The organism is Variovorax soli NBRC 106424, assembly GCF_001591385.1.
GTDB lineage: Bacteria > Pseudomonadota > Gammaproteobacteria > Burkholderiales > Burkholderiaceae_C > Variovorax > Variovorax soli.
The window spans coordinates 1-19,475 of record NZ_BCUU01000046.1 but is presented as its reverse complement, the minus strand read 5'-3'; the positions used below and the strand labels follow the sequence as shown (position 1 = coordinate 19,475).

Annotated in this window: 24 protein-coding genes; 12 read left to right on the top strand and 12 right to left on the bottom strand. The window is 67.8% G+C overall.

Annotated features, from left to right (window positions below; genetic code table 11):
• The first annotated feature begins 54 nt into the window (after nucleotides 1-54).
• From VSO01S_RS14760 to VSO01S_RS14750, 3 genes are all read left to right on the top strand, one after another.
• Nucleotides 55-1,029 carry a tripartite tricarboxylate transporter substrate binding protein BugE gene (locus VSO01S_RS14760; protein WP_068643596.1) on the top strand — a complete coding sequence of 325 codons (975 nt, stop codon included), beginning with the start codon at nucleotides 55-57 and terminating at the stop codon, nucleotides 1,027-1,029.
• 170 nt (nucleotides 1,030-1,199) lie between these two features.
• Nucleotides 1,200-2,105, top strand: a complete 906-nt coding sequence (gene xerD / locus VSO01S_RS14755) for a site-specific tyrosine recombinase XerD (protein ID WP_068643574.1) — start codon at nucleotides 1,200-1,202, stop codon at nucleotides 2,103-2,105.
• Between the two features lie 23 nt (nucleotides 2,106-2,128).
• Nucleotides 2,129-3,139, top strand: a complete 1,011-nt coding sequence (locus tag VSO01S_RS14750; RefSeq protein WP_068643573.1) for a Bug family tripartite tricarboxylate transporter substrate binding protein — start codon at nucleotides 2,129-2,131, stop codon at nucleotides 3,137-3,139.
• Here the strand turns inward: VSO01S_RS14750 and VSO01S_RS14745 are convergent, their stop codons facing one another.
• Nucleotides 3,140-3,970 carry a ferritin-like domain-containing protein gene (locus tag VSO01S_RS14745; RefSeq protein WP_068643572.1) on the bottom strand — a complete coding sequence of 277 codons (831 nt, stop codon included), beginning with the start codon at nucleotides 3,968-3,970 and terminating at the stop codon, nucleotides 3,140-3,142.
• A gap of 45 nt (nucleotides 3,971-4,015) precedes the next feature.
• On the opposite strand from VSO01S_RS14745, the gene VSO01S_RS14740 reads away from it, so the two are divergent.
• Entirely contained in the window at nucleotides 4,016-4,540 is a 525-nt protein-coding gene (locus VSO01S_RS14740; RefSeq protein WP_068643571.1) for a gamma carbonic anhydrase family protein, read from the top strand.
• A gap of 19 nt (nucleotides 4,541-4,559) precedes the next feature.
• Nucleotides 4,560-5,567: an Hsp33 family molecular chaperone HslO gene (gene hslO / locus VSO01S_RS14735; protein WP_068643570.1), complete on the top strand. Its 1,008-nt coding sequence runs from the start codon at nucleotides 4,560-4,562 to the stop codon at nucleotides 5,565-5,567.
• On the opposite strand, the gene VSO01S_RS14730 is transcribed toward hslO, so the two are convergent.
• The 6 genes from VSO01S_RS14730 to pyrG are packed head-to-tail and all read right to left on the bottom strand — an operon-like array spanning nucleotide 5,561 to nucleotide 10,515.
• Nucleotides 5,561-6,001 carry a hypothetical protein gene (locus VSO01S_RS14730; RefSeq protein ID WP_068643569.1) on the bottom strand — a complete coding sequence of 147 codons (441 nt, stop codon included), beginning with the start codon at nucleotides 5,999-6,001 and terminating at the stop codon, nucleotides 5,561-5,563. The two genes, hslO and VSO01S_RS14730, sit on opposite strands and share 7 nt — an antisense overlap.
• On the bottom strand, nucleotides 5,998-6,273 hold the full coding sequence (locus VSO01S_RS14725; protein ID WP_068643568.1) for a septum formation initiator family protein: 276 nt from the start codon (nucleotides 6,271-6,273) through the stop codon (nucleotides 5,998-6,000). Before VSO01S_RS14725 ends, VSO01S_RS14730 begins: the two co-directional genes overlap by 4 nt.
• A 29-nt stretch (nucleotides 6,274-6,302) precedes the next feature.
• Nucleotides 6,303-7,589 carry a phosphopyruvate hydratase gene (gene eno / locus VSO01S_RS14720; RefSeq protein WP_068643567.1) on the bottom strand — a complete coding sequence of 429 codons (1,287 nt, stop codon included), beginning with the start codon at nucleotides 7,587-7,589 and terminating at the stop codon, nucleotides 6,303-6,305.
• A gap of 53 nt (nucleotides 7,590-7,642) precedes the next feature.
• Nucleotides 7,643-7,933 carry a DUF1330 domain-containing protein gene (locus VSO01S_RS14715; RefSeq protein WP_068643595.1) on the bottom strand — a complete coding sequence of 97 codons (291 nt, stop codon included), beginning with the start codon at nucleotides 7,931-7,933 and terminating at the stop codon, nucleotides 7,643-7,645.
• 19 nt (nucleotides 7,934-7,952) lie between these two features.
• Entirely contained in the window at nucleotides 7,953-8,810 is an 858-nt protein-coding gene (gene kdsA / locus VSO01S_RS14710; RefSeq protein WP_068643566.1) for a 3-deoxy-8-phosphooctulonate synthase, read from the bottom strand.
• A 34-nt stretch (nucleotides 8,811-8,844) separates the two neighbouring features.
• A complete protein-coding gene (gene pyrG, locus VSO01S_RS14705; RefSeq protein WP_068643565.1) occupies nucleotides 8,845-10,515 on the bottom strand; it encodes a CTP synthase in 1,671 nt (556 codons plus the stop codon).
• A gap of 128 nt (nucleotides 10,516-10,643) precedes the next feature.
• On the opposite strand from pyrG, the gene coaBC reads away from it, so the two are divergent.
• The 4 genes from coaBC (at nucleotide 10,644) to VSO01S_RS14685 (ending at nucleotide 13,342) form a co-directional block, all read left to right on the top strand.
• On the top strand, nucleotides 10,644-11,870 hold the full coding sequence (gene coaBC / locus VSO01S_RS14700) for a bifunctional phosphopantothenoylcysteine decarboxylase/phosphopantothenate--cysteine ligase CoaBC (protein ID WP_068643564.1): 1,227 nt from the start codon (nucleotides 10,644-10,646) through the stop codon (nucleotides 11,868-11,870).
• Nucleotides 11,871-11,891: 21 nt separating this feature from the next.
• Nucleotides 11,892-12,242 (top strand): hypothetical protein, encoded by a 351-nt coding sequence (locus VSO01S_RS27735; protein WP_068643563.1) that lies wholly within the window; start codon nucleotides 11,892-11,894, stop codon nucleotides 12,240-12,242.
• Complete coding sequence (gene dut / locus VSO01S_RS14690; protein WP_068643562.1) at nucleotides 12,239-12,685, top strand: dUTP diphosphatase; 447 nt, start codon at nucleotides 12,239-12,241, stop codon at nucleotides 12,683-12,685. Before VSO01S_RS27735 ends, dut begins: the two co-directional genes overlap by 4 nt.
• A gap of 138 nt (nucleotides 12,686-12,823) precedes the next feature.
• Nucleotides 12,824-13,342: a glycine zipper 2TM domain-containing protein gene (locus VSO01S_RS14685; protein WP_084241885.1), complete on the top strand. Its 519-nt coding sequence runs from the start codon at nucleotides 12,824-12,826 to the stop codon at nucleotides 13,340-13,342.
• Nucleotides 13,343-13,412: 70 nt separating this feature from the next.
• Here VSO01S_RS14685 and VSO01S_RS14680 read toward each other — a convergent pair whose 3' ends face one another.
• Entirely contained in the window at nucleotides 13,413-13,937 is a 525-nt protein-coding gene (locus VSO01S_RS14680) for an FKBP-type peptidyl-prolyl cis-trans isomerase (RefSeq protein ID WP_068643560.1), read from the bottom strand.
• Between the two features lie 14 nt (nucleotides 13,938-13,951).
• On the opposite strand from VSO01S_RS14680, the gene VSO01S_RS14675 reads away from it, so the two are divergent.
• The 3 genes from VSO01S_RS14675 to VSO01S_RS14665 all read left to right on the top strand — a co-directional run bounded on the left by VSO01S_RS14675 (nucleotide 13,952) and on the right by VSO01S_RS14665 (nucleotide 16,027).
• Complete coding sequence (locus tag VSO01S_RS14675) at nucleotides 13,952-15,115, top strand: JmjC domain-containing protein (protein WP_068643559.1); 1,164 nt, start codon at nucleotides 13,952-13,954, stop codon at nucleotides 15,113-15,115.
• The gene (locus tag VSO01S_RS14670; RefSeq protein ID WP_068643558.1) at nucleotides 15,102-15,617 is read left to right on the top strand and encodes a hypothetical protein; all 516 of its coding nucleotides are present in this window, start codon (nucleotides 15,102-15,104) and stop codon (nucleotides 15,615-15,617) included. Before VSO01S_RS14675 ends, VSO01S_RS14670 begins: the two co-directional genes overlap by 14 nt.
• Nucleotides 15,618-15,721: 104 nt before the next feature.
• On the top strand, nucleotides 15,722-16,027 hold the full coding sequence (locus tag VSO01S_RS14665) for a hypothetical protein (RefSeq protein WP_068643557.1): 306 nt from the start codon (nucleotides 15,722-15,724) through the stop codon (nucleotides 16,025-16,027).
• A gap of 72 nt (nucleotides 16,028-16,099) precedes the next feature.
• Here VSO01S_RS14665 and VSO01S_RS14660 read toward each other — a convergent pair whose 3' ends face one another.
• The 4 genes from VSO01S_RS14660 to VSO01S_RS14645 form a co-directional block, all read right to left on the bottom strand.
• On the bottom strand, nucleotides 16,100-16,876 hold the full coding sequence (locus VSO01S_RS14660; protein WP_068643556.1) for an MBL fold metallo-hydrolase: 777 nt from the start codon (nucleotides 16,874-16,876) through the stop codon (nucleotides 16,100-16,102).
• The gene (bamC, locus tag VSO01S_RS14655) at nucleotides 16,873-17,958 is read right to left on the bottom strand and encodes an NlpB/DapX family lipoprotein (protein WP_068643555.1); all 1,086 of its coding nucleotides are present in this window, start codon (nucleotides 17,956-17,958) and stop codon (nucleotides 16,873-16,875) included. Before bamC ends, VSO01S_RS14660 begins: the two co-directional genes overlap by 4 nt.
• A gap of 105 nt (nucleotides 17,959-18,063) precedes the next feature.
• Nucleotides 18,064-18,954 (bottom strand): 4-hydroxy-tetrahydrodipicolinate synthase, encoded by an 891-nt coding sequence (dapA, locus tag VSO01S_RS14650; protein WP_084241884.1) that lies wholly within the window; start codon nucleotides 18,952-18,954, stop codon nucleotides 18,064-18,066.
• A 63-nt stretch (nucleotides 18,955-19,017) separates the two neighbouring features.
• A partial coding sequence (locus tag VSO01S_RS14645) for a class I SAM-dependent methyltransferase (RefSeq protein ID WP_068643554.1) occupies nucleotides 19,018-19,475 on the bottom strand: 458 nt, incomplete at its 5' end.

Sequence of the window (19,475 nt, the reverse complement as noted above, 5' to 3'; positions counted from 1 at the left end):
GCATTCGGGGTTTCGAAATTGATCGACCATTCCCCAAGAAGGAGTTCTCTGATGATTCAACGTCGCCATTGGGCCGCGCTGGCCGCTGCCGCTGCGATGCTTAGTGTGGCCGGCCCCAGCCTGGCGCAGGGCTATCCGAACAAGCCGATCGAGCTGCAGGTGCCGTTTGCACCCGGCGGCACCACGGACATCGTGGCTCGCGTCACCGCCGACCCGTTGGGCCGCGTGCTGGGCCAGAGCGTGGTGGTGGTGAACAAGGCCGGCGGCGGCGGCATCGTGGGCGCTGCGGAAACCGCGCGCGCCACGCCCGACGGCTACAAGCTGGGCGTCGCGACGGTGTCGAGCACGGCGGCCAATCCGGCCATCAATCCCAAGGTGCCGTACGACCCGGTCAACGACTTCACGCCCATCATCAACATCGCTGCCACGCCCAATGTGATCGCGGTCAACCCCAGCTTTCCGGCCAAGAACTACGCGGAATTCGTGGCCGAGATCAAGCGCAATCCGGGCAAGTATTCGTATGGCAGCTCGGGCACGGGCGGCATTGGCCACCTGCTGATGGAGCTGTACAAGAACCTGAGCAATACCTTCGTCACGCACATCCCGTATCGCGGCGCCGGCCCGGCACTGAATGACGTGGTGGGCGGCCAGGTGCCGATGATCTTCGACAACCTGCCCTCTGCGCTGCCCTTCATCCAGGCCGGCAAGCTGGTGCCCATCGTGGTGGCTGCGCCGCAGCGCCTGAAGGAGCTGCCGAATGTGCCCACCTTCAAGGAAGTGGGCCTGGAGCCGGTGAACCGCATGGCCTACTACGGCATCCTGGGCCCCAAGGGCCTGCCCAAGGAAGTGGTCGACAAGATCAATGCCGGCACCCGCAAGGCCTTGGAAGATCCGGCGGTGCGCAAGCGTATCGAGGACACCGGCTCGATCATCGTGGCCAACACACCCGAGCAGTTCGCCGAGCAGATCAAGGCCGAGTACGCGGTGTACAAGCAGGTGGTGGCCAAGCAGAAGCTCAAGCTGGATTGACCAACCGCCCCCCGGCTTTTCACGCCCTTCGGGCGTGTAACGCCACCCCCCGAGGCGGGGACCCCACCTGGGGCCCGGCAAAGCCGGTTCCCCGGTGCGGGACGGGTATCGGAAGTCAGAGCCGCCTTTCGGGCGGCTTTCTCTTTTTGTTTTGCTAGGCTTGCGGGCCGATGACCGTTGCGCCTGCCACTGCCTTTCCCGAAATCGACGAGTTCGTCGATGCGTTGTGGCTCGAGTTCGGGCTGGCCAAGAACACGCTGGAAGCCTATCGGCGCGACCTGAGCTTGCTCGCGCAGTGGCTGCGCGAGCGGCGGGGCACGCTGGACGGCGCGGGCGAGCACGACCTGCAGGCCTACATGGGCGCGCGGCTCTCGCAAAAGGGCAAGGCCACGTCGGCGAACCGGCGCCTGACGGTGTTCAAGCGCTACTACCGCTGGGCCCTGCGCGAAAGGCGCATCGACGCCGACCCCACGCTGCGCCTGGTGCCGGCGCGCCAGTCGCTGCGTGTGCCCAAGACGCTCACGGAAAAGCAGGTGGAAGACCTGCTGGCCGCGCCGGACCTGGGCACGCCGCTGGGCCTGCGCGACCGCGCCATGCTCGAGCTGATGTATGCCAGCGGCTTGCGGGTGAGCGAACTGGTGGGCCTGAAGCTGCACGACCTCGGCATGAACGAGGGCGTGCTGCGCGTGATGGGCAAGGGCAGCAAGGAACGCCTGGTGCCCTTCGGCGCCGAGGCGCGGCGCTGGATCGAGCGCTACCTGCACGAGGCGCGCGCAGACATCCTGGCCGGGCAGCAGACGGCGGACCTGTTCGTCACCGCGCGTGGCGCCGGCATGACGCGTGTCATGTTCTGGGTCATCGTCAAGAAATGCGCGGTGGCGGCCGGCATCCGCTCGCCGCTGTCGCCGCACACCTTGCGGCATGCCTTTGCCACGCACCTGCTCAACCACGGCGCCGACCTGCGCGCGGTGCAGATGCTGCTGGGGCATGCCGACATTTCCACCACCACCATCTACACCCACGTGGCGCGCGAGCGGCTCAAGCAGCTGCATGCGCAGCATCACCCGCGTGGATAGGCATCCGCATTGTTGAAGAAGACATGAAGCAAGTTCCGCAACTCCACACATCACCACGCATCTCGCGGCGCGCATTGGCGGCAGGCGCACTCGCTTTGGCCGCGCTCGCCGGCGCCGGCGCTGCCATGGCCCAGCCGCAGGTGCCCAAGACCATCCGCATCGTCGTGGCCTATCCGGCCGGCGGCGTCAGCGACGTGATCGCCCGCGCGCTGGGCGAGAAGCTGTCGGCGCAATTGGGCAGCGCCGTCGTGGTCGAGAACAAGGCGGGCGCCAGCGGCACCATCGGCATGGACGCCGTCGCCAAGGCGCCGGCCGACGGCAGCGTGCTGGGCTTCTCCGCCATCAGCCCGCTCGTGCTCAGCCCGCACCTGGGCAAGCTGCCCTACGACCCGCAGAAGGACATCGCGCCCGTGGCCAGCGTGATGGTGTCGCCGGTGATGCTGCTGGCCACCTCGGCCAGCAAGAGCCAGGACTTTGCCGGCCTGCTGCGCGAGGCCAAGGCGTCGCCGGGCGCGATCCGCTGGGCCACGTCGGGACAGGCATCGCTGGGGCACATCATGCTGGAGCAGCTGCGCGCCGCCACGGGCGTGGACATCACCCACGTGCCGTACAAGGGCGGCGGCCAGCAGCTCAACGATGCGCTGGGCGGGCAGTTCGAGATCCTGTCGACCAACGCGGGCCCGACGCTGTCGCCGCACATCCAGTCGGGCAAGCTGCGTCCGCTGGCCGTGGGCGCGCCTTCGCGGCTGCCCGGCCTGCCGCAGGTACCGACGCTGGCGGAGCTGGGCTGGCCGGCGGCCAACCTGTCGTCGCGCTTCGGCATCTTTGCGCCCGCCGGCATGCCGCCGGCGCTGGTGGAGCGCTACAACGTCGAGATCAACCGGGCGCTGGCCAGTGCGGAAATCGCCGCCAAGCTGCGCGCCACCGACAACGAACCGGCTGGCGGCGCCGCGGGCGAGTTCGCGCGCGAGATCGCCAGGGAGTACGAGTCCAACGGCCGGATCATTCGCGCGGCCGGCATCAAGGCGGAGTGACTATCTGCCGGGCGCTTGCGCCGCTGCCGCCTGCGCGTCGAGCAGCCGCAGCTCTTCATCGCTGAAGCCCGCCCGCGAGCGCGCTTCGTGGTTGAAGGGCGGCTTCAGGCGCGGCGCCTCGTAGCGCGCCACCAGCTCCGGATACAGCGCCTCGGGGTCTTGCCCGCTGCGCTCGCACAGCCAGCGGTACCAGTGGTTGCCGATGGCCACGTGGCCCACCTCGTCGCGCAGGATGATGTCCAGGATGGCCACCGCCTCGTGCGCGTCGGGCGTGTTCACGCGGCGCAGCTTGGCCTGGATGAGCGGGGTGGCGTCCAGCCCCCGCGCTTCGAGCGTCCGCGGCACCAGCGCCATGCGGGCGAGCACGTCGTCCCGGGTGCGCTCGCACATGGTCCACAGGCCGTCGTGGCCCGGAAAGTCGCCGTAGCGCCAGCCCATGGTTTGCAGGTGCGCATGCAGCAGGCTGAAGTGCTGCGCCTCTTCGTCCGCCACGCGCAGCCAGTCGCGGTAGTAGGCGGCGGGCATGCCGTCGTAGCGCCACACCGCGTCCAGCGCGAGGTTGATGGCGTTGAACTCGATGTGGCAGATGGAATGCACCAGCGCGGCCCGGCCTTCGGTGGTGAAGGGCGAACGCTTGGGCACCGCGGTGGCCGAGACGCGTTCGGGCCGGTCCGGGCGGCCCGGAACGCCTTCGCCGTCGCCGGGGGTGCGCACGGGGTCGCCGCCGATGCCGTCCAGGTCGCCGCTGGCGGCCAGGGCGCGGGTGGCTCGGACTTTGCTGTCGGGGTCGGTCAGGCGCAAAGCCTCCAGGGCACGAAGGCGAGGGTGCATCCCTACAATTCTAGGTTTCGGGATCGATTCGATAAGGAATCTGCAATGGCCTTGTATGAACTGGACGGCGTGGCGCCTCAACTGGGCGAAGGCGCCTGGGTGGCCGACAGCGCGCAACTCATCGGCAACGTGATACTGGGCGAGCACGCCAGCGTCTGGTTCGGCACCGTGGTCCGCGGAGACAACGAGCCGATCCGCATTGGCCGCAATTCCAACGTGCAGGACATGTCGACCCTGCATTCGGATGCCGGCGTGCCGCTCACGCTGGGCGAGAACGTCACGGTGGGCCATATGGTGATGCTGCACGGCTGCACCATCGGCGACAACTCGCTCATCGGCATTGGCGCGGTGGTCTTGAACAAGGCCCGCATCGGCCGCAACTGCATTGTCGGTGCCGGCAGCGTGGTGACCGAGGGCAAGGAGTTTCCCGACAACTCGCTCATCTTCGGCGCGCCGGCCAAGGTGGTGCGCACGCTGGACGAGGCCTCGGCCGCGCGGCTGCGCGCCAACGCACAACACTATGTCGACAACAGCGAGCGCTTCCGCAAGGGCTTGAAGAAGGTCGGCTGACAACACTGGGAAATCCGTCTTGAGCGAACTGCACAAATTCCTGTTCGAGGGCCTGCCGGTGCGCGGCATGATCGTGCGCCTGACCGACGCCTGGCAGGAGATCCTGGCCCGCCGCGCCTCCAACACCACCACGGGCGCCTATCCGCCGCCGGTGGCCGAACTGCTTGGCGAGATGACGGCCGCGGCGGCGCTGATGCAGGCCAACATCAAGTTCAAGGGCTCGCTCATCCTGCAGATCTTCGGCGACGGGCCGGTCAAGGTCGCGGTGGCCGAGGCCAAGGCGGACATGAGCGTGCGCAGCACCGCCACCGTCACCGGCGAAGTCGCGGCCGATGCGCAGCTGCCGCAGATGGTCAACCTGCACGGGCGCGGACGCTGCGCCATCACGCTGGAGCCGGCCGAGCGCGTGCCGGGCCAGCAGACCTACCAGGGCGTGGTGCCGCTGGTGGATGAGCACGGCAAGCCGCTGGTCAGGCTCAACGAGGTGCTGCAGCACTACATGCTGCAAAGCGAGCAGCTCGACACCACGCTGGTGCTGGCCGCCGACGACAAGGTGGCGGCGGGCCTCTTGATCCAGCGCCTGCCCACCAAGGGCGTGGCCAACCTGGAGGGCACGCAGGAAGCAGGCGCGGCGGTGCAGGGCATCTCGCTGGAAGACCGGATCGGCCAGAACGAGGACTACAACCGCATCTCCATCCTGGCTGCGAGCCTCACGCGCGACGAGCTGCTGGGGCTGGACGTGGACACCATCCTGCGGCGCCTCTTCTGGGAAGAGAAGCTGCTGCGCTTCGAGCCGCAGGTCGGCATGCTGGGCCCGCGCTTTCGCTGCACCTGCAGCCGCGAGCGGGTGGCCGGCATGATCCGCGGCCTGGGCGTGCAGGAGGCGGAGGAGATCCTGGCCGAGCGCGGCGACATCGAGGTGGGCTGCGACTTCTGCGGCAAGCAGTACCGCTTCGACGCGGTGGATGCGGCGCAGATCTTCACCGCGCCCAAGGACCAGCTGCCCGGCAGCCCGACGGTTCAGTAGCTGCCGGCGTCTTTCGCGCGGCCCTGCAGCAAGTCCTGGAACAGCCGGTGCTCGCAGGCCGGGTCGGAGCATTTGTCGCAGGACCAGGTCCAGCGTGATTTGGCGCCGGCGCCCGCATCCTGCGACGGCGCAGCAAGCCCCAGCAGCGGCGCGATGAGCCGCCAGGCGCCGTCCAGGCGGGCCTGGGCTTCGCCATGCAGCACCGAGAAGGCGATGCCCGCCTGAACCAGCCATTCGCGCCAGCGCAGGCCTTCTTCATCGCCATGCGCATGGGATGACGCCAGCAGCAGGACGAGGGCAGGGGACTGCAGCTGGCTGCTGTCTTCAACCGCCTGGACGAAGAAGGATGTGCCTTGCAGGCGAGGCGCCAGCGCGTTCGCCAATGCCTGCCGGCCGGCGCGGTCGGCGCCCAGCAAGGCAATCTGCTGCTTCAACGCGTGATCTGCACGAACACTTCGTTGGGCTTGACCATGCCCAGCTCGGCGCGTGCGCGTTCCTCGACCATTTCCAGGCCTTCCTGCAGATCGCGCACCTCGGAGGCCAGGCGTTCGTTGGCCTGCGCGGCGCGCGTGTTGGCCTCCTGCAGCCGGGTGAGCGACTCGCGCTGCTTCGCCACGTCGGGCACGCTGCCACGCCCCGTCCACAGTTGAAACTGAAGGACGAGGAGCAGCAGGACCAGGACGATCGGAACGATGCGCGAGCGCATGGCGGCCGGTCTGGAAAATCAGCCGGCGGTCAGCGCAGGTTGTAGAAGGCAGCGCGGCCGGGGTAGCTGGCCACGTCGCCCAGGTCTTCCTCGATGCGCAGCAGCTGGTTGTACTTGGCCATGCGGTCCGAGCGCGACAGCGAGCCGGTCTTGATCTGGCCGGCGTTGGTGCCCACCGCGATGTCGGCGATGGTGGAGTCTTCGGTCTCGCCCGAGCGGTGCGAGATGACGGCGGTGTAGCCCGCGCGCTTGGCCATCTCGATGGCGGCGAAGGTCTCGGTCAGCGTGCCGATCTGGTTGATCTTGATCAGGATCGAGTTGGCGATGCCCTTGTCGATGCCTTCCTTCAAGATGCGGGTGTTGGTGACGAACAGGTCGTCGCCCACCAACTGAACCTTCTTGCCCAGGCGCTCGGTGAGCAGCTTCCAGCCGTCCCAGTCGCCTTCGTGCATGCCGTCCTCGATGCTGATGATCGGGTACTTGTCGCACCAGGTGGCCAGCATGTCGGTCCACTGCGCGGCTTCCAGTTGCAGGCCGCCTTCGCCGGCCAGGACGTACTTGCCATCCTTGTAGAACTCGCTGGCGGCGCAGTCCAGGCCCAGGGCGATCTGCTCGCCCGCCACGAAGCCGGCCTTGTCGATGGCTTCCAGGATGAGCTGGATGGCCGCCTCGTGGCTCTCGACGTTGGGGGCAAAGCCGCCTTCGTCGCCCACGGCGGTGGGCATGCCGCGGCTGTCGATGATCTTCTTGAGCGAGTGGAACACCTCGGCGCCGTAGCGCAGCGCTTCGCGGAAGCTCGGTGCGCCCACCGGAATGATCATGAACTCTTGCAGGTCCAGGCTGTTGTTGGCATGCGCGCCGCCGTTGATGACGTTCATCATCGGCACCGGCATCTGCATGCCGCCCATGCCGCCGAAGTAGCGGTACAGGGGCAGGCCCGACTCCTCGGCGGCGGCGCGGGCCACGGCCATCGACACCGCCAGCATGGAATTGGCGCCCAGGCGGCTCTTGTTGTCGGTGCCGTCCAGGTCGCACAGGGTGCGGTCGAGGAAGGCCTGTTCCGACGCATCGAGGCCCAGCACGGCTTCGGAGATCTCGGTGTTGATGTGCTCGACGGCCTTCAGCACGCCCTTGCCCAGGTAGCGGCTCTTGTCGCCGTCACGCAGCTCGATGGCTTCGCGCGAGCCGGTGGAAGCGCCCGAGGGCACGGCGGCGCGGCCCATGGTGCCGGACTCCAGCAGCACGTCGCATTCGACGGTGGGGTTGCCGCGGCTGTCGAGGATTTCACGGCCGACGATGTCTACGATTGCGCTCATACTCAATTGGCTCCAGATATCAAAACTTGTGGAATCGCTGGCGCGAAGGGCGTTTACAGGCCCTCGACCACGATCATTCGCATGATCGCAGCACCGGCGCGCGCTTCGCGCGCTTTGCCGTATTCCGCGGATGCATAAAACTTATTCGCCGCCTCGACCGAAGGAAACTTGAGGATCACGATGCGCTGCGGATTCCAGTCGCCTTCCAGCACCTCGACCTTGCCGCCGCGCACGCACACCTCGGCGCCGTGCGCCTGCATGGCAACGCTGGACCACTTCTTGTACTCCTCGTACTGCGTGGGATTGGTGACTTCGACGTTGGCGATGACGTAGGCGCTGCTCATGGTGGTCAATGCTCTTTCTTCAGGCTTGGAAGTTGTTTTCGAGGAAGGGGGTCTTCTTGGTGATGCGATCGAGGGCAACCAGCGTTTCAAGCAGGGATTTCATGTGCTTGAGCGGCACCGCGTTGGGGCCGTCGGAGAGCGCCTTGTTCGGATCGGGATGCGTTTCCATGAACAGGCCTGAAATGCCCACAGCCACCGCTGCGCGCGAGAGCACCGGCACCATCTCGCGCTGGCCGCCTGAACTGGTGCCCTGGCCGCCCGGCAGCTGCACCGAATGCGTGGCGTCGAACACCACCGGCGCGCCGGTCTCGCGCATGATGGCCAGGCTGCGCATGTCGCTCACCAGGTTGTTGTAGCCGAAGCTGGCGCCGCGCTCGCACGCCATGAAGTTGTCTTCGGGCAGGCCTGCTTCGCGCGCCGCGTCGCGGGCCTTGTCGATCACGTTCTTCATCTCGTGCGGCGAGAGGAACTGGCCCTTCTTGATGTTCACCGGCTTGCCCGACTGCGCCGCGGCGCGGATGAAGTCGGTCTGGCGGCACAGGAAGGCCGGGGTCTGCAGCACGTCGACCACCTTGGCGGCCTCGGTGATGTCGTCTTCGTTGTGGACGTCGGTCAGCACCGGCAGGCCCAGCTCGCGCTTGACCTTGGCCAGGATGTCCAGGCCCTTCTCGCGCCCGGGGCCGCGAAAGCTCGAGCCCGAGCTGCGGTTGGCCTTGTCGAAGCTGCTCTTGAAGATGAACGGAATGCCCAGCGAAGCGGTGATTTCCTTCAGCGTGCCGGCGGTGTCCATCTGCAGCTGCTCGGACTCCACCACGCAGGGGCCGGCGATCAGGAAGAAGGGCTTGTCCAGCCCGATGTCGAATCCGGTGAGTTTCATGCGCTCTCCGCTGTGCTGAGCTTGAAGGCCGCCCTCAGGCGACCACTTTCAGGGACGTCTTCTCGACACCTTGGTGCACCAGCGCCGCCTCGACGAAGGCGATGAACAGCGGGTGGCCGCCCCAGGGCGTGGACTTGAACTCGGGGTGGAACTGCACGCCCATGTACCAGGGGTGCTGCGCCTTGGGCAGCTCGACGATCTCGGTGAGCTGCTCGCGCTGCGTCAGGGCCGAGATCACCAGACCCGCCTTGCGCAGCTGGTCGAGGTAGTTCACGTTGGCTTCGTAGCGGTGGCGGTGGCGCTCGGTGACCACGTCGCCATAGATGCTGTGGGCCAGCGTGCCGGGCTGCACGTCGGAGCTCTGCGCGCCCAGGCGCATGGTGCCGCCCAGGTCGGACTGCTCGTTGCGCACCTTGATGCTGCCGTCCGCGTCCTTCCACTCGGTGATCAGCGCGATCACGGGGCAGGGGGTCTTGGCGTCGAACTCGGTGCTGTTGGCGTCCTTCAGGCCCGCCACGTTGCGGGCGTACTCGATGGTGGCCACCTGCATGCCCAGGCAGATGCCCAGGTAGGGGATCTTGTTCTCGCGGGCGTAGCGGGCCGCGCAGATCTTGCCTTCCACGCCGCGCTGGCCGAAGCCGCCGGGCACCAGGATGGCGTCGTACTTGGCCAGGCGCGAGACGTTGTCGGGCTCGATGGTTTCCGAGTCGATGTAGTCGATCTTCACGCGGGCATGGTTCTTCATGCCGGCATGGCGCAGCGCCTCGTTGAGCGACTTGTAGCTGTCGGACAGGTCGACGTACTTGCCCACCATGGCAATGGTGACCTCGTGCTGCGGGTGCTCCACCTCGTGCACCAGGTCGTCCCAGCGCTGCAGCTTGGCCGGCGGGGTGTTGATGCGCAGCTTGTCGCAGATGAGGCCGTCCAGGCCCTGCTCGTGCAGCATGCGCGGCACCTTGTAGATGGTGTCCACGTCCCACATGGAGATCACGCCCCACTCGGGCACGTTGGAAAAGAGCGAGATCTTGGCGCGCTCTTCTTCCGGAATGGGCCGGTCGGCGCGGCACAGCAGGGCGTCGGCCTGGATGCCGATCTCGCGCAGCTTCTGCGCGGTGTGCTGGGTCGGCTTGGTCTTGAGCTCGCCGGCGGCGGCGATCCAGGGCAGGTAGCTCAGGTGGACGAAGGCGGCCTGGTTGGGGCCGGCGCGCAGGCTCATCTGGCGCACCGCTTCCAGGAAAGGCAGGGACTCGATGTCGCCCACGGTGCCGCCGATTTCCACGATGGCCACGTCCACTTCGTCGGGCGTGCCGATGCCGGCGCCGCGCTTGATGAAGTCCTGGATCTCGTTGGTGATGTGCGGAATCACCTGCACCGTCTTGCCCAGGTAGTCGCCGCGGCGCTCTTTCTCGAGCACGCTCTTGTAGATCTGGCCGGTGGTGAAGTTGTTGGCCTTGCGCATGCGCGTCGTGATGAAGCGCTCGTAGTGGCCCAGGTCCAGGTCGGTTTCGGCCCCGTCGTCGGTGACGAACACTTCGCCGTGCTGGAACGGCGACATCGTGCCCGGATCGACGTTGATGTAGGGGTCGAGCTTGATGAGGGTGACTTGGAGGCCGCGCGATTCGAGCAGCGCGGCGAGAGAGGCGGAGGCGATTCCCTTGCCGAGGGAAGACACCACACCGCCAGTAACGAAGACGAATTTGGTCATGCCATTACCGAACGCGAGATTCGGGCAGTGGGAAATTCGAATTATAGGGGTTGGCCCCAGTCAGCCGGCCCGCGCGGGCCAAATACCGGGGCACGGCGTGGGCCCGTCGTCATTACACTTGCGTCCCTATGCAAGATCTTGCCGGCAAGCACATCGTTCTGGGTCTCACGGGCGGCGTGGCCTGCTACAAATCGGCCGAGCTGTGCCGCCTCATGGTCAAGGCCGGGGCCACGGTGCAGGTGGTCATGACCGAGTCGGCCACCCAGTTCATCACCCCGGTGACCATGCAGGCGCTGTCGGGCCGCCCCGTGTACATCTCCCAGTGGGACGTGCGCGAGCCCAACAACATGCCGCACATCAACCTGAGCCGCGAGGCCGACGCGATCGTGCTGGCGCCGTGCAGCGCGGACTTCATCGCGCGGCTGGTGCAGGGGCGCTCCGACGAACTGCTCAGCCTGATGTGCCTGGCGCGCCCTATCGACCGGGTGCCGCTGCTGCTGGCCCCGGCCATGAACCGCGAGATGTGGTCGCACCCGGCCACGCTGCGCAACCTGGCGCAGGTGCAGGCCGACGGCGCCATCGCGCTGGGCGTGGGCACCGGCGCGCAGGCCTGCGGCGAGACTGGCGACGGCCGCATGCTGGAGCCGGCCGAGCTCATGGAAGACATCGTCGCCCACTTCCAGCCCAAGGTGCTGGCGGGCCAGCATGTGCTGGTTACTGCGGGCCCCACCTTCGAGGCCATGGACCCGATCCGCGGCATCACCAACCATTCCTCGGGCAAGATGGGCTTTGCCATTGCCCGGGCGGCGCGCGAGGCAGGGGCGCGGGTGACGCTCGTTGCTGGCCCCGTGCACCTCGCCACCCCACGCGGGGTGAAACGCATCGACGTGCAGTCGGCCCAGCAGATGCTGGCGGCGGCGCAGTCTGCGGCGCAGGACGCCAACGTGTTCGTGGCCACCGCGGCGGTGGCCGACTGGCGGCCCGCCACCCACAGCAACCAGAAGATCAAGAAGGACGGCAGCGGCCGGGCGCCCTCGCTCGCCTTCACCGAAAACCCCGACATCCTGCTGACGCTGGCGCAGGGCGAGCGCGCCAGGCGCGGCCAGCTCTACTGCGTGGGCTTCGCGGCCGAGAGCGAGAACCTGGTGGAACATGCGAAGGCCAAGCGCGAGCGCAAGGGCATTCCGCTGCTGGTGGGCAACATCGGCCCGCTCACTTTCGGGCAGGACCACAACAGCCTGCTGCTGGTCGATGACGCCGGCGTGCGCGAACTGCCGCGCGCGCCCAAGCAGGTGCTGGCGCGCGAGCTGGTGGCCGAGATCGCGGCGCGCCTGCCCGTGTGGAAGCCGGCCTGACCGCACTTCGGCTCCTGAGCCATGCACTCCTCCTGGGACACCCCGCCCAATGGCGACTTCGCCAGCTATGTGGAGCGCCTGACGGCGCAGGCTGCGCAGCGCCAGCTGATGGCGCAGCGCGCCGGCCAGCAGGGCCTGCAGCCCATCGACGCGCCGGTGCCCGGCGCCCCTGAGGCCGAATCCTCCGCCTCAGGGCACATCGGGGCCGATGCGGCAGCGGCCGAGCGGGCGCGTGCGCTGTTCGCCCCGCCCGGCCTGCAACTCCCAACCGAGCATCCGCTGACACGCGGCTTGCGCCAACTCCTCAAGAAGCTCGAAGGCAACCTGCAGGAGATGGCGCGGCAGCAGCAACAGCAGAAGACGAAAAAATGAGAATCGACGTCAAAATCCTCGACCCCCGCATGGCAGAACAACTGCCGGCCTATGCCACGCCCGGCAGCGCCGGCCTGGACCTGCGCGCCTGCCTCGATGCGCCCATCACCCTGGAGCCCAACGGCTGGCAGCTGGTGGGCACCGGCATTGCCATCCACCTGGCCGACCCTGGCTATGCGGCGCTGATCCTTCCGCGCTCGGGCCTGGGCCACAAGCACGGCATCGTGCTGGGCAACCTGGTCGGCCTGATCGACAGCGACTACCAGGGCGAACTGAAGGTGAGCGCCTGGAACCGCAGCAACGTGCCCTTCGTGCTGCAACCCATGGAGCGGCTGGCCCAGCTGGTCATCGTGCCGGTGGTGCAGGCCCGCTTCAACGTGGTGGACGAGTTTCCGCCCAGCGAGCGCGGCGAGGGCGGCTACGGTTCGACCGGCAAGCACTGACGCCGGGCGCCGAGTTGTTTCCGCCAGGTAAAGGCGGGAACCGCCCGTTCAAGCCTGTGCTCGAAATCGACAGGAGATGCGTTGTGTCGGCAGTGCGACCTGCACATGCATCGATCTGAAACGAGGAGCAACTCCATCATGAAAAAAATGCTCAACCGAATGGGCATGCTCGGCCGCCTGGGCCTGGGCGCCGCGGCCCTTGCCGCACTCAGCGCCTGCGTGGCGCCGGCCCCCTACTACCAGCAGACCGCCACCTACCCCTATGAGCCTGCCCCGTCCTACCCCGTGGTCGGCACGCCGGTTCCGCAGGTGTCCTACGGCCGTGTGGTCAACATCGAAGTGCTCCAGACGCAAAGCTCGGGCGGACCCCAGAGCGGCGTCGGCGCCGTGACCGGCGGGGTGGTGGGCGGTGTGCTCGGCCACCAGGTCGGCGGCGGCAGCGGCAAGGCGGCTGCCACCGTGCTGGGCGTGGTGGGCGGCGCCCTGCTGGGCAATGCCATCGAAGCCAACACCCGCTCGCCGCGCGTCTACCAGAGCTACCGGGTGTCGATCCAGACCGACAACGGCAACTACCGCGCCTTCGACGTGCAAAGCCCGGGCGACCTGCGCGTGGGCGACCGCGTGCGCATCGACGGCAACCAGATCACGCGCGTCTGAGTTCTTCGCCGCGCCAAAGAAAAAGCCGGGCACTGCCCGGCTTTTTTACTGTGCATCGAACCGGGACGGCTCAATGCAGCGTGTCGTTGCCCGGCGCCATGGGCTGCACCTTGAAGAAGCCCGTGCCCGCGGTGCCGCGGCCGATCTCGTCCTCGGTGGCTTCGCGCACCGCTTCCACCTTCAGCTCCAGGCGCAGCGCGATGCCGGCCAGCGGATGGTTGCCGTCGAGCACCACGTGCTCGGGGTAGATCTCGGTCACGGTGTAGAGCAGGTTGGCGGGCAGGGTGCCGCTGTTGCCCTTGGGCAGGGCACTGCCGTCGAAGGTCATGCCTTCTTCCAGCTCCTTCGGGAAAATGGCGCGCGGCTCGAGGAAGACGAACTCCTCGTCGTAGTCGCCGAAAGCCTCCTCCGGCTCGATGTGCAGCTGCAGCTGCGCGCCGGGCTCGTGGCCTTGAAGCGCGGCCTCGATGGGCTTGAGCAGGTCGTCGCCGCCCACCAGGAATTCCACCGGCTCGTCCAGCTCATCGAGCAGCTCGCCCAGCGTGTCCTTCAGTTTCCAGGTCAGTGCGACCACGCATTGTTGAGTGATTTCCATACGAGAATTGTCCCATGGACATCAACACGCCACTGGCGCTGCTCGGCGGCATCAGCCCGCAGCAATTCATGCGCCGTTACTGGCAGAAGAAGCCGCTTCTGGTTCGCGGCGCCGTTCCCGACATGGTGCCACCGATCCCGCGTGCGCAGCTGTTCGACCTTGCTGGCCAAGAGGGCGTTGAGTCGCGGCTCATCCAGCATGGCGGCAAGAACGGGCAGGTCTGGACGCTGCGCCACGGGCCCTTCGGGCGCCGTTCGCTGCCGCCCACCACGCAGCCCGGCTGGACCCTGCTGGTGCAGGGTGTGGACCTGCACCACCAGGGCATCCATGACTTGCTCAATCAGTTCCGCTTCCTGCCGGATGCGCGGCTGGACGACCTGATGATCAGCTACGCCAGCGACCGGGGCGGCGTGGGCCCGCACTTCGACAGCTACGACGTCTTTCTGCTGCAGGCGGCGGGCCGGCGCCGCTGGTCCATCGGGCGCCAGCGCGACATGCGGCTGCAGGAAGGCGTGCCGCTGAAGATCCTGGAGCGCTTCGAGCCCGAGCAGAGCTTCGTTCTCGAGCCCGGCGACATGCTCTACCTGCCGCCGCGCTATGCACACGACGGCGTGGCCGAGGGTACGGATTGCATGACCTATTCCATCGGCCTGCGTTCGCCCGCCAAGCGGCACCTGGGTGCCGATCTGCTGGCGCGCGTGGCCGAGGCGCATGCGGAAGAGCTGGAGCACGCGCCCGTTGCCCAGACGGCGCACACGCACTACCGCGATCCCGGCCAGGCAGCGGTCGAGGCGCCCGCAGCCATGCCGGCTGAACTGCAGGCCTTCGCGCGCGAGGCCGTCGCGCTGGCGCTGCGCTCGCCCGACGCCATCGAGCGTGCGCTTGGCGAGTCCATGACCGAGCCCAAGGCCAACGTGTGGTTCGACGATGACGGCGACGTGCCGCCGCAGCCCTGGCAGCGCGTGGTGCTCGATCGCCGCACCCGCATGCTCTACGACGCACGCCACATCTACATCAACGGCGAGAGCTTTCTGGCCGGCGGGCGGGACGCCACGCTGATGCGGCGCCTGGCCGACCGGCGCGAACTGCAGGCCAGGGACCTGGCGCGCGCGAGCGACGGCGCGCTGGAACTCCTGGCCGACTGGTGCGAAGCGGGGTGGGCCCATGCCGAGCAATGACGACGCATCATCGAACGGCGCCACGCTGGCGTCCGGCCCCTTCTCGGGCCCGGAGGAATTTGCGCAGCTCATTCGCCAGGCCATCGAAGCAGCGGCGCGCGAGGGCTGGCGCGAATGGGTCTGGAGCGACGCCGACTTTGCCGACTGGCCGCTGGGCGAGCGGGCCGTGGCCGAGGCGCTGCAGCAGTGGTCGTCCGCCGGGCGCCGGCTGACGCTCCTGGCTGAACGCTTCGATGTGTTCGAGCGGCATCATGCGCGCTTCGTGCACTGGCGCCGCATGTGGGGCCACATCGTCGATGCGCGCGTCTGCCGCGGTGCCGGATTGCCGGCCGTGCCCAGTGCCATCTGGACCCCGACCTGGGCATTGCGGCGCCTCGACGCCGAACGTTGCCGCGGCCACAGCGGCACCGATGCCATGGGGCGCCGCGCGCTGCGCGAAGCGTTAGACGAATGTTTGCGTGCGAGCCGCGAAGGCTTTCCGATCACGACGCTCGGCCTGTAGGCCAAGGCCGCGAACACCCTTTGATACACGCCGCGCGGGGCATGCCCGATGGATCGCGATCTAGAATTTTTTCGTTCTCGATTCGAAATCTCCAAGGAGCATGCATGAACAAGTCCGTCTGGCTGATCGCATCGTTGGTCGGTGCAGCTGCGCTGACCGCCTGCAACAAGCAGGAAGGCGCGGCACCGTCCGTGAGCACGCCGCCGCCTGCTGCCGTCACCCCCGCACCTTCGCCTGCGCCGGCTGCCCCGGCCGCCACACCTGCACCTGCCGCGCCAGCTGCCCCGGCTGCAACGCCCGGCACGCCGGCGCCCGATTCGCAAGCCGCGCTGGATGAAGCCAACAAGGCCGTCGAGGCTGCACGCAAGGCGGCAGCCGACGCCGCCGCGAACGCGCCCAAGAAGGAATAGCCGGGCCTGTCTGCCAAGACAAAAGCCGCCCTCGGGCGGCTTTTGTTCTTTGCGCGTCGCGAACAGGCGCAACTAAACGTCCAGCCAGGGCGTTCCGTCGGCCGCGTTCGCCGTCAGCATCTCGTCGGCGCTCGCGCCCAGCACCTGCGCCATGGCCTGGCGCACGATCTCGGGCTTGTTGTTCTGCTCGCTCAGGTGGGCTGCCACCAGGTGGCGCATGTGGCTGTGGCACAGCGCCTGCGCAATATCCGATGCTGCATTGTTCGACAGGTGCCCCCACTTGCCGCCCACTCGCTGCTTGAGAAAGGGCGGGTAGCTCGACACGGCGAGCATGTCCGTGTCGTGGTTGAACTCCAGCAGCAGCGAGTCGAGGCCGGCGAGCTGGGCGATCACGTAGGGCGTGGCATGGCCCAGGTCGGTGAGCACGCCCAGGTGGCGGGCGCCATCGGTGCAGCGCAGTTGCAGCGGCTCGCGCGCATCGTGCGGCACGGTGAAGGGGCGCAACTGCAGCTCGCCGACTTCGATCGCCTCGCCGTCGCGTGCAAAGCGCAGGCGTCCTTCGTAGTCGCGCGAGCCGCTCGCCAGCCAGGTGCCTTCGCTCATCCAGACGGCCACGCCGTGGCGCCGGGAGAAGGCATGTGCGCAACCGATGTGGTCGCCGTGTTCATGCGTGATGAAGACGGCGTCGATGTCGGTGGCCGCGAGGCCCGCGCGCGCGAGGCGCGCTTCCAGGTGGCGCAGGCCGAAGCCGCAGTCCACCAGCACGCGGCTGGTGGAAAGGCCGTTGCCGGCCTCGATCAGCGTGGCGTTGCCCGCGCTGCCGCTGCCCAGGCTGCGGAACCGGATCACTTCATGTCGTCGGCAATGACCTGGACGATCTTCTTGGCGTTGTCGCTGGTGTCGGGCGCGCCGGCTTCGGTGAGCACGCTGACGGTGCTCACGTCCGCCTGGCTCTTGACCTGCACGCGCAGCTTCAGCGGCTTCAGATCCTTGCCGGCCTGGCCGAAGCTCAGGATCTTGGCCCAGGTGCCGGGCTCCTTGCGGTCCGGCGGCACGTAGCGCACGAAGTACGTGCCGGCCGCGCGGTCGCGGTCTTCCACGGTGAAGCCGGTGCGGTCGAGCGTGAGGCCGACGCGGCGCCAGGCGCGGTCGAAGCTTTCGTTGATGCGCACGGTGGGCACGCCACCCTCGTTGCTGACCACGGCACGCTGCGCCGCGGCGGGCGCACCGGCGGCCATCATGGCCTTCGACTGCTCCTGCGGCACGCCAAGCTTGACCATCAGGCGGCGCAGGAATTCGTTTTCGAGCTCGGGGTCGGCCGGGCGCGGTTGCCAGACGGTCTGGTCCTTGGCGCTGTTGGAATAGACCTCGATCATGCCGCGATGGGTCACGAAGATTTCGGTGCCGTTGCCCGACTTTTCCAGCCGCGTGCGGAAGCGGTCCAGTTCGCCGGTGGAGTAGATGGAATCCACCAGCTTGCCCAGCGTGCCGCGGATGATGTCCTGCGGCAGCTTGGCGCGGTTCTCGGCCCAGTCGGTTTCCATGATGCCGATGTTGCGCTGGTCGGTGGTGAGCAAGAAGCCGTTTTCCTGCCAGAAATCGCGAATGGAATCCCAGAGCTGCTCGGGCGCGCGGTCGACCACCAGCCAGCGTTGCGTGCCGTTGCGCTCCATGCGCACGTCGCCGATCACGTTCGCTGCCGCGGGCTGGCTGGGCGCATTGGCCAGGCCCGCCTGCATGGCGTTGGCCGACACGCCGCCGCCGGGAATCGCGTAGCGGTTGTCCTTGGTGAGCTGGGTGAGATCGGGCGGGACTTCCAGCGTCGGCACCTTGCCGGCGCTCTTGTAGTCGATCTTGTCGCTCTCGAACACGGAGCAGGCGGCAAGGCTGGCAGCAAGAGCCAGCAACGCGAGGCGCGAAAGAGTTTTCAAGGTGTTCTTCCTGATTGAGGGGGCGCTTTGGCGCTCTATGTGGCCGGTCTTGGACGCGGGTCGCGCGGGGGTGCCGGCTTTTGTGACGTCGTGGGGGCTTGTCGACTAATCCTTGAGCAGGCCGCTCTGGCGCAGAGCGGCTTCAACCACGGGGCGAGCCCCTTCGGACAGCTCGGTCAGGGGCAGGCGCATGGCGCCGCCGCACAGCCCGAGCCGGGACATGGCCCACTTCACCGGAATGGGATTGGGCTCCACGAACAGATGCCGGTGCAGCGGCAGAAGTTCCATCTGGATCTGCATGGCGCGGCGCGCGTCGCCGGCGATGGCGGCCATGCACAGCTCGTGCATCTTGCGCGGCGCCACGTTGGCCGTGACGCTGATGTTGCCCTGGCCGCCGCACAGCATGAGTGCCACGGCGGTCGGGTCGTCGCCCGAGTACACGGCGAATTCCTTGGGCACTTCGCGAATGAGCCACTGCGCACGCTCGATGTTGCCGGTGGCTTCCTTGATGCCCACGATGCCGGGCACCTGCGCCAGGCGCAGCACGGTGTCGTGCGCCATATCGGCCACGGTGCGCCCGGGCACGTTGTACAGCACGATGGGCAGGTCGCCCACGGCTTCGGCAATGGCCTTGAAGTGCCGGTACTGGCCCTCTTGCGTGGGCTTGTTGTAGTAGGGCACCACCTGCAGTTGCGAGTCGGCGCCCACGCCCTTGGCGAACTTGGCCAGTTCGATGGCCTCCTGCGTGGAGTTGGCACCGCAGCCCGCCATGACGGGCACACGCCCCTTGGCCTGCTCGACCGAGACGCGGATGATTTCGCAATGCTCTTCGACGTTGACCGTGGGCGACTCGCCGGTGGTCCCGACCACGCCGAGGCAGTCGGTGCCTTCTTCGATGTGCCAGTCGATCAGGCGGCGCAGGGCCGGGTAGTCGACGCTTCCGTCTTCATGCATCGGCGTCACGAGCGCGACGATGCTGCCAGTCAGTTGCTGCAAGGGGGAGTCTCTTTAGGACGAAAAGTCCTCATTCTACCGGCGCCGCCGGACCGGGCGGGAGCCTCAGCCCTGCGTTTGCAGCGGGTAGCGGGGCGGGGTTTCCCCCGGGTTCGGCGCCGCGCGGACGGCGGCAATGCGCTGGACGAAGCGCTCGGGGCTGTCCAGAAAACCATCTTCGTACGCCACCACGCGCAGGCCGTCGCAGGCACGCAGCAGTTCCCCGGGCGCCAGCAGGAAGTCGGGGCGCGAGGGCTTGCCGACGCTCTCGTTGCCCTGGGCGAAGGTTTCGTAGAGGAGCAGGCCGCCCGGCGCCACGGCCTGGATGATGTCCGGCAGCCGCGCGCGCCAGAGGTAGTTGGTGACGACGACGGCGTCGAAGGCCTGGCCGGCGAAGGGCCAGGGCCCGTTCTCGATGTCGGCCAGGACGGTCTGCCCGAAGGCGCCGGCGCTGGCCAGCGCCTCGGCCGAGCGGTCGACGCCCGTGACCGGATGCCCGCGCTGGGCGAACCAGCGCAGGTGCC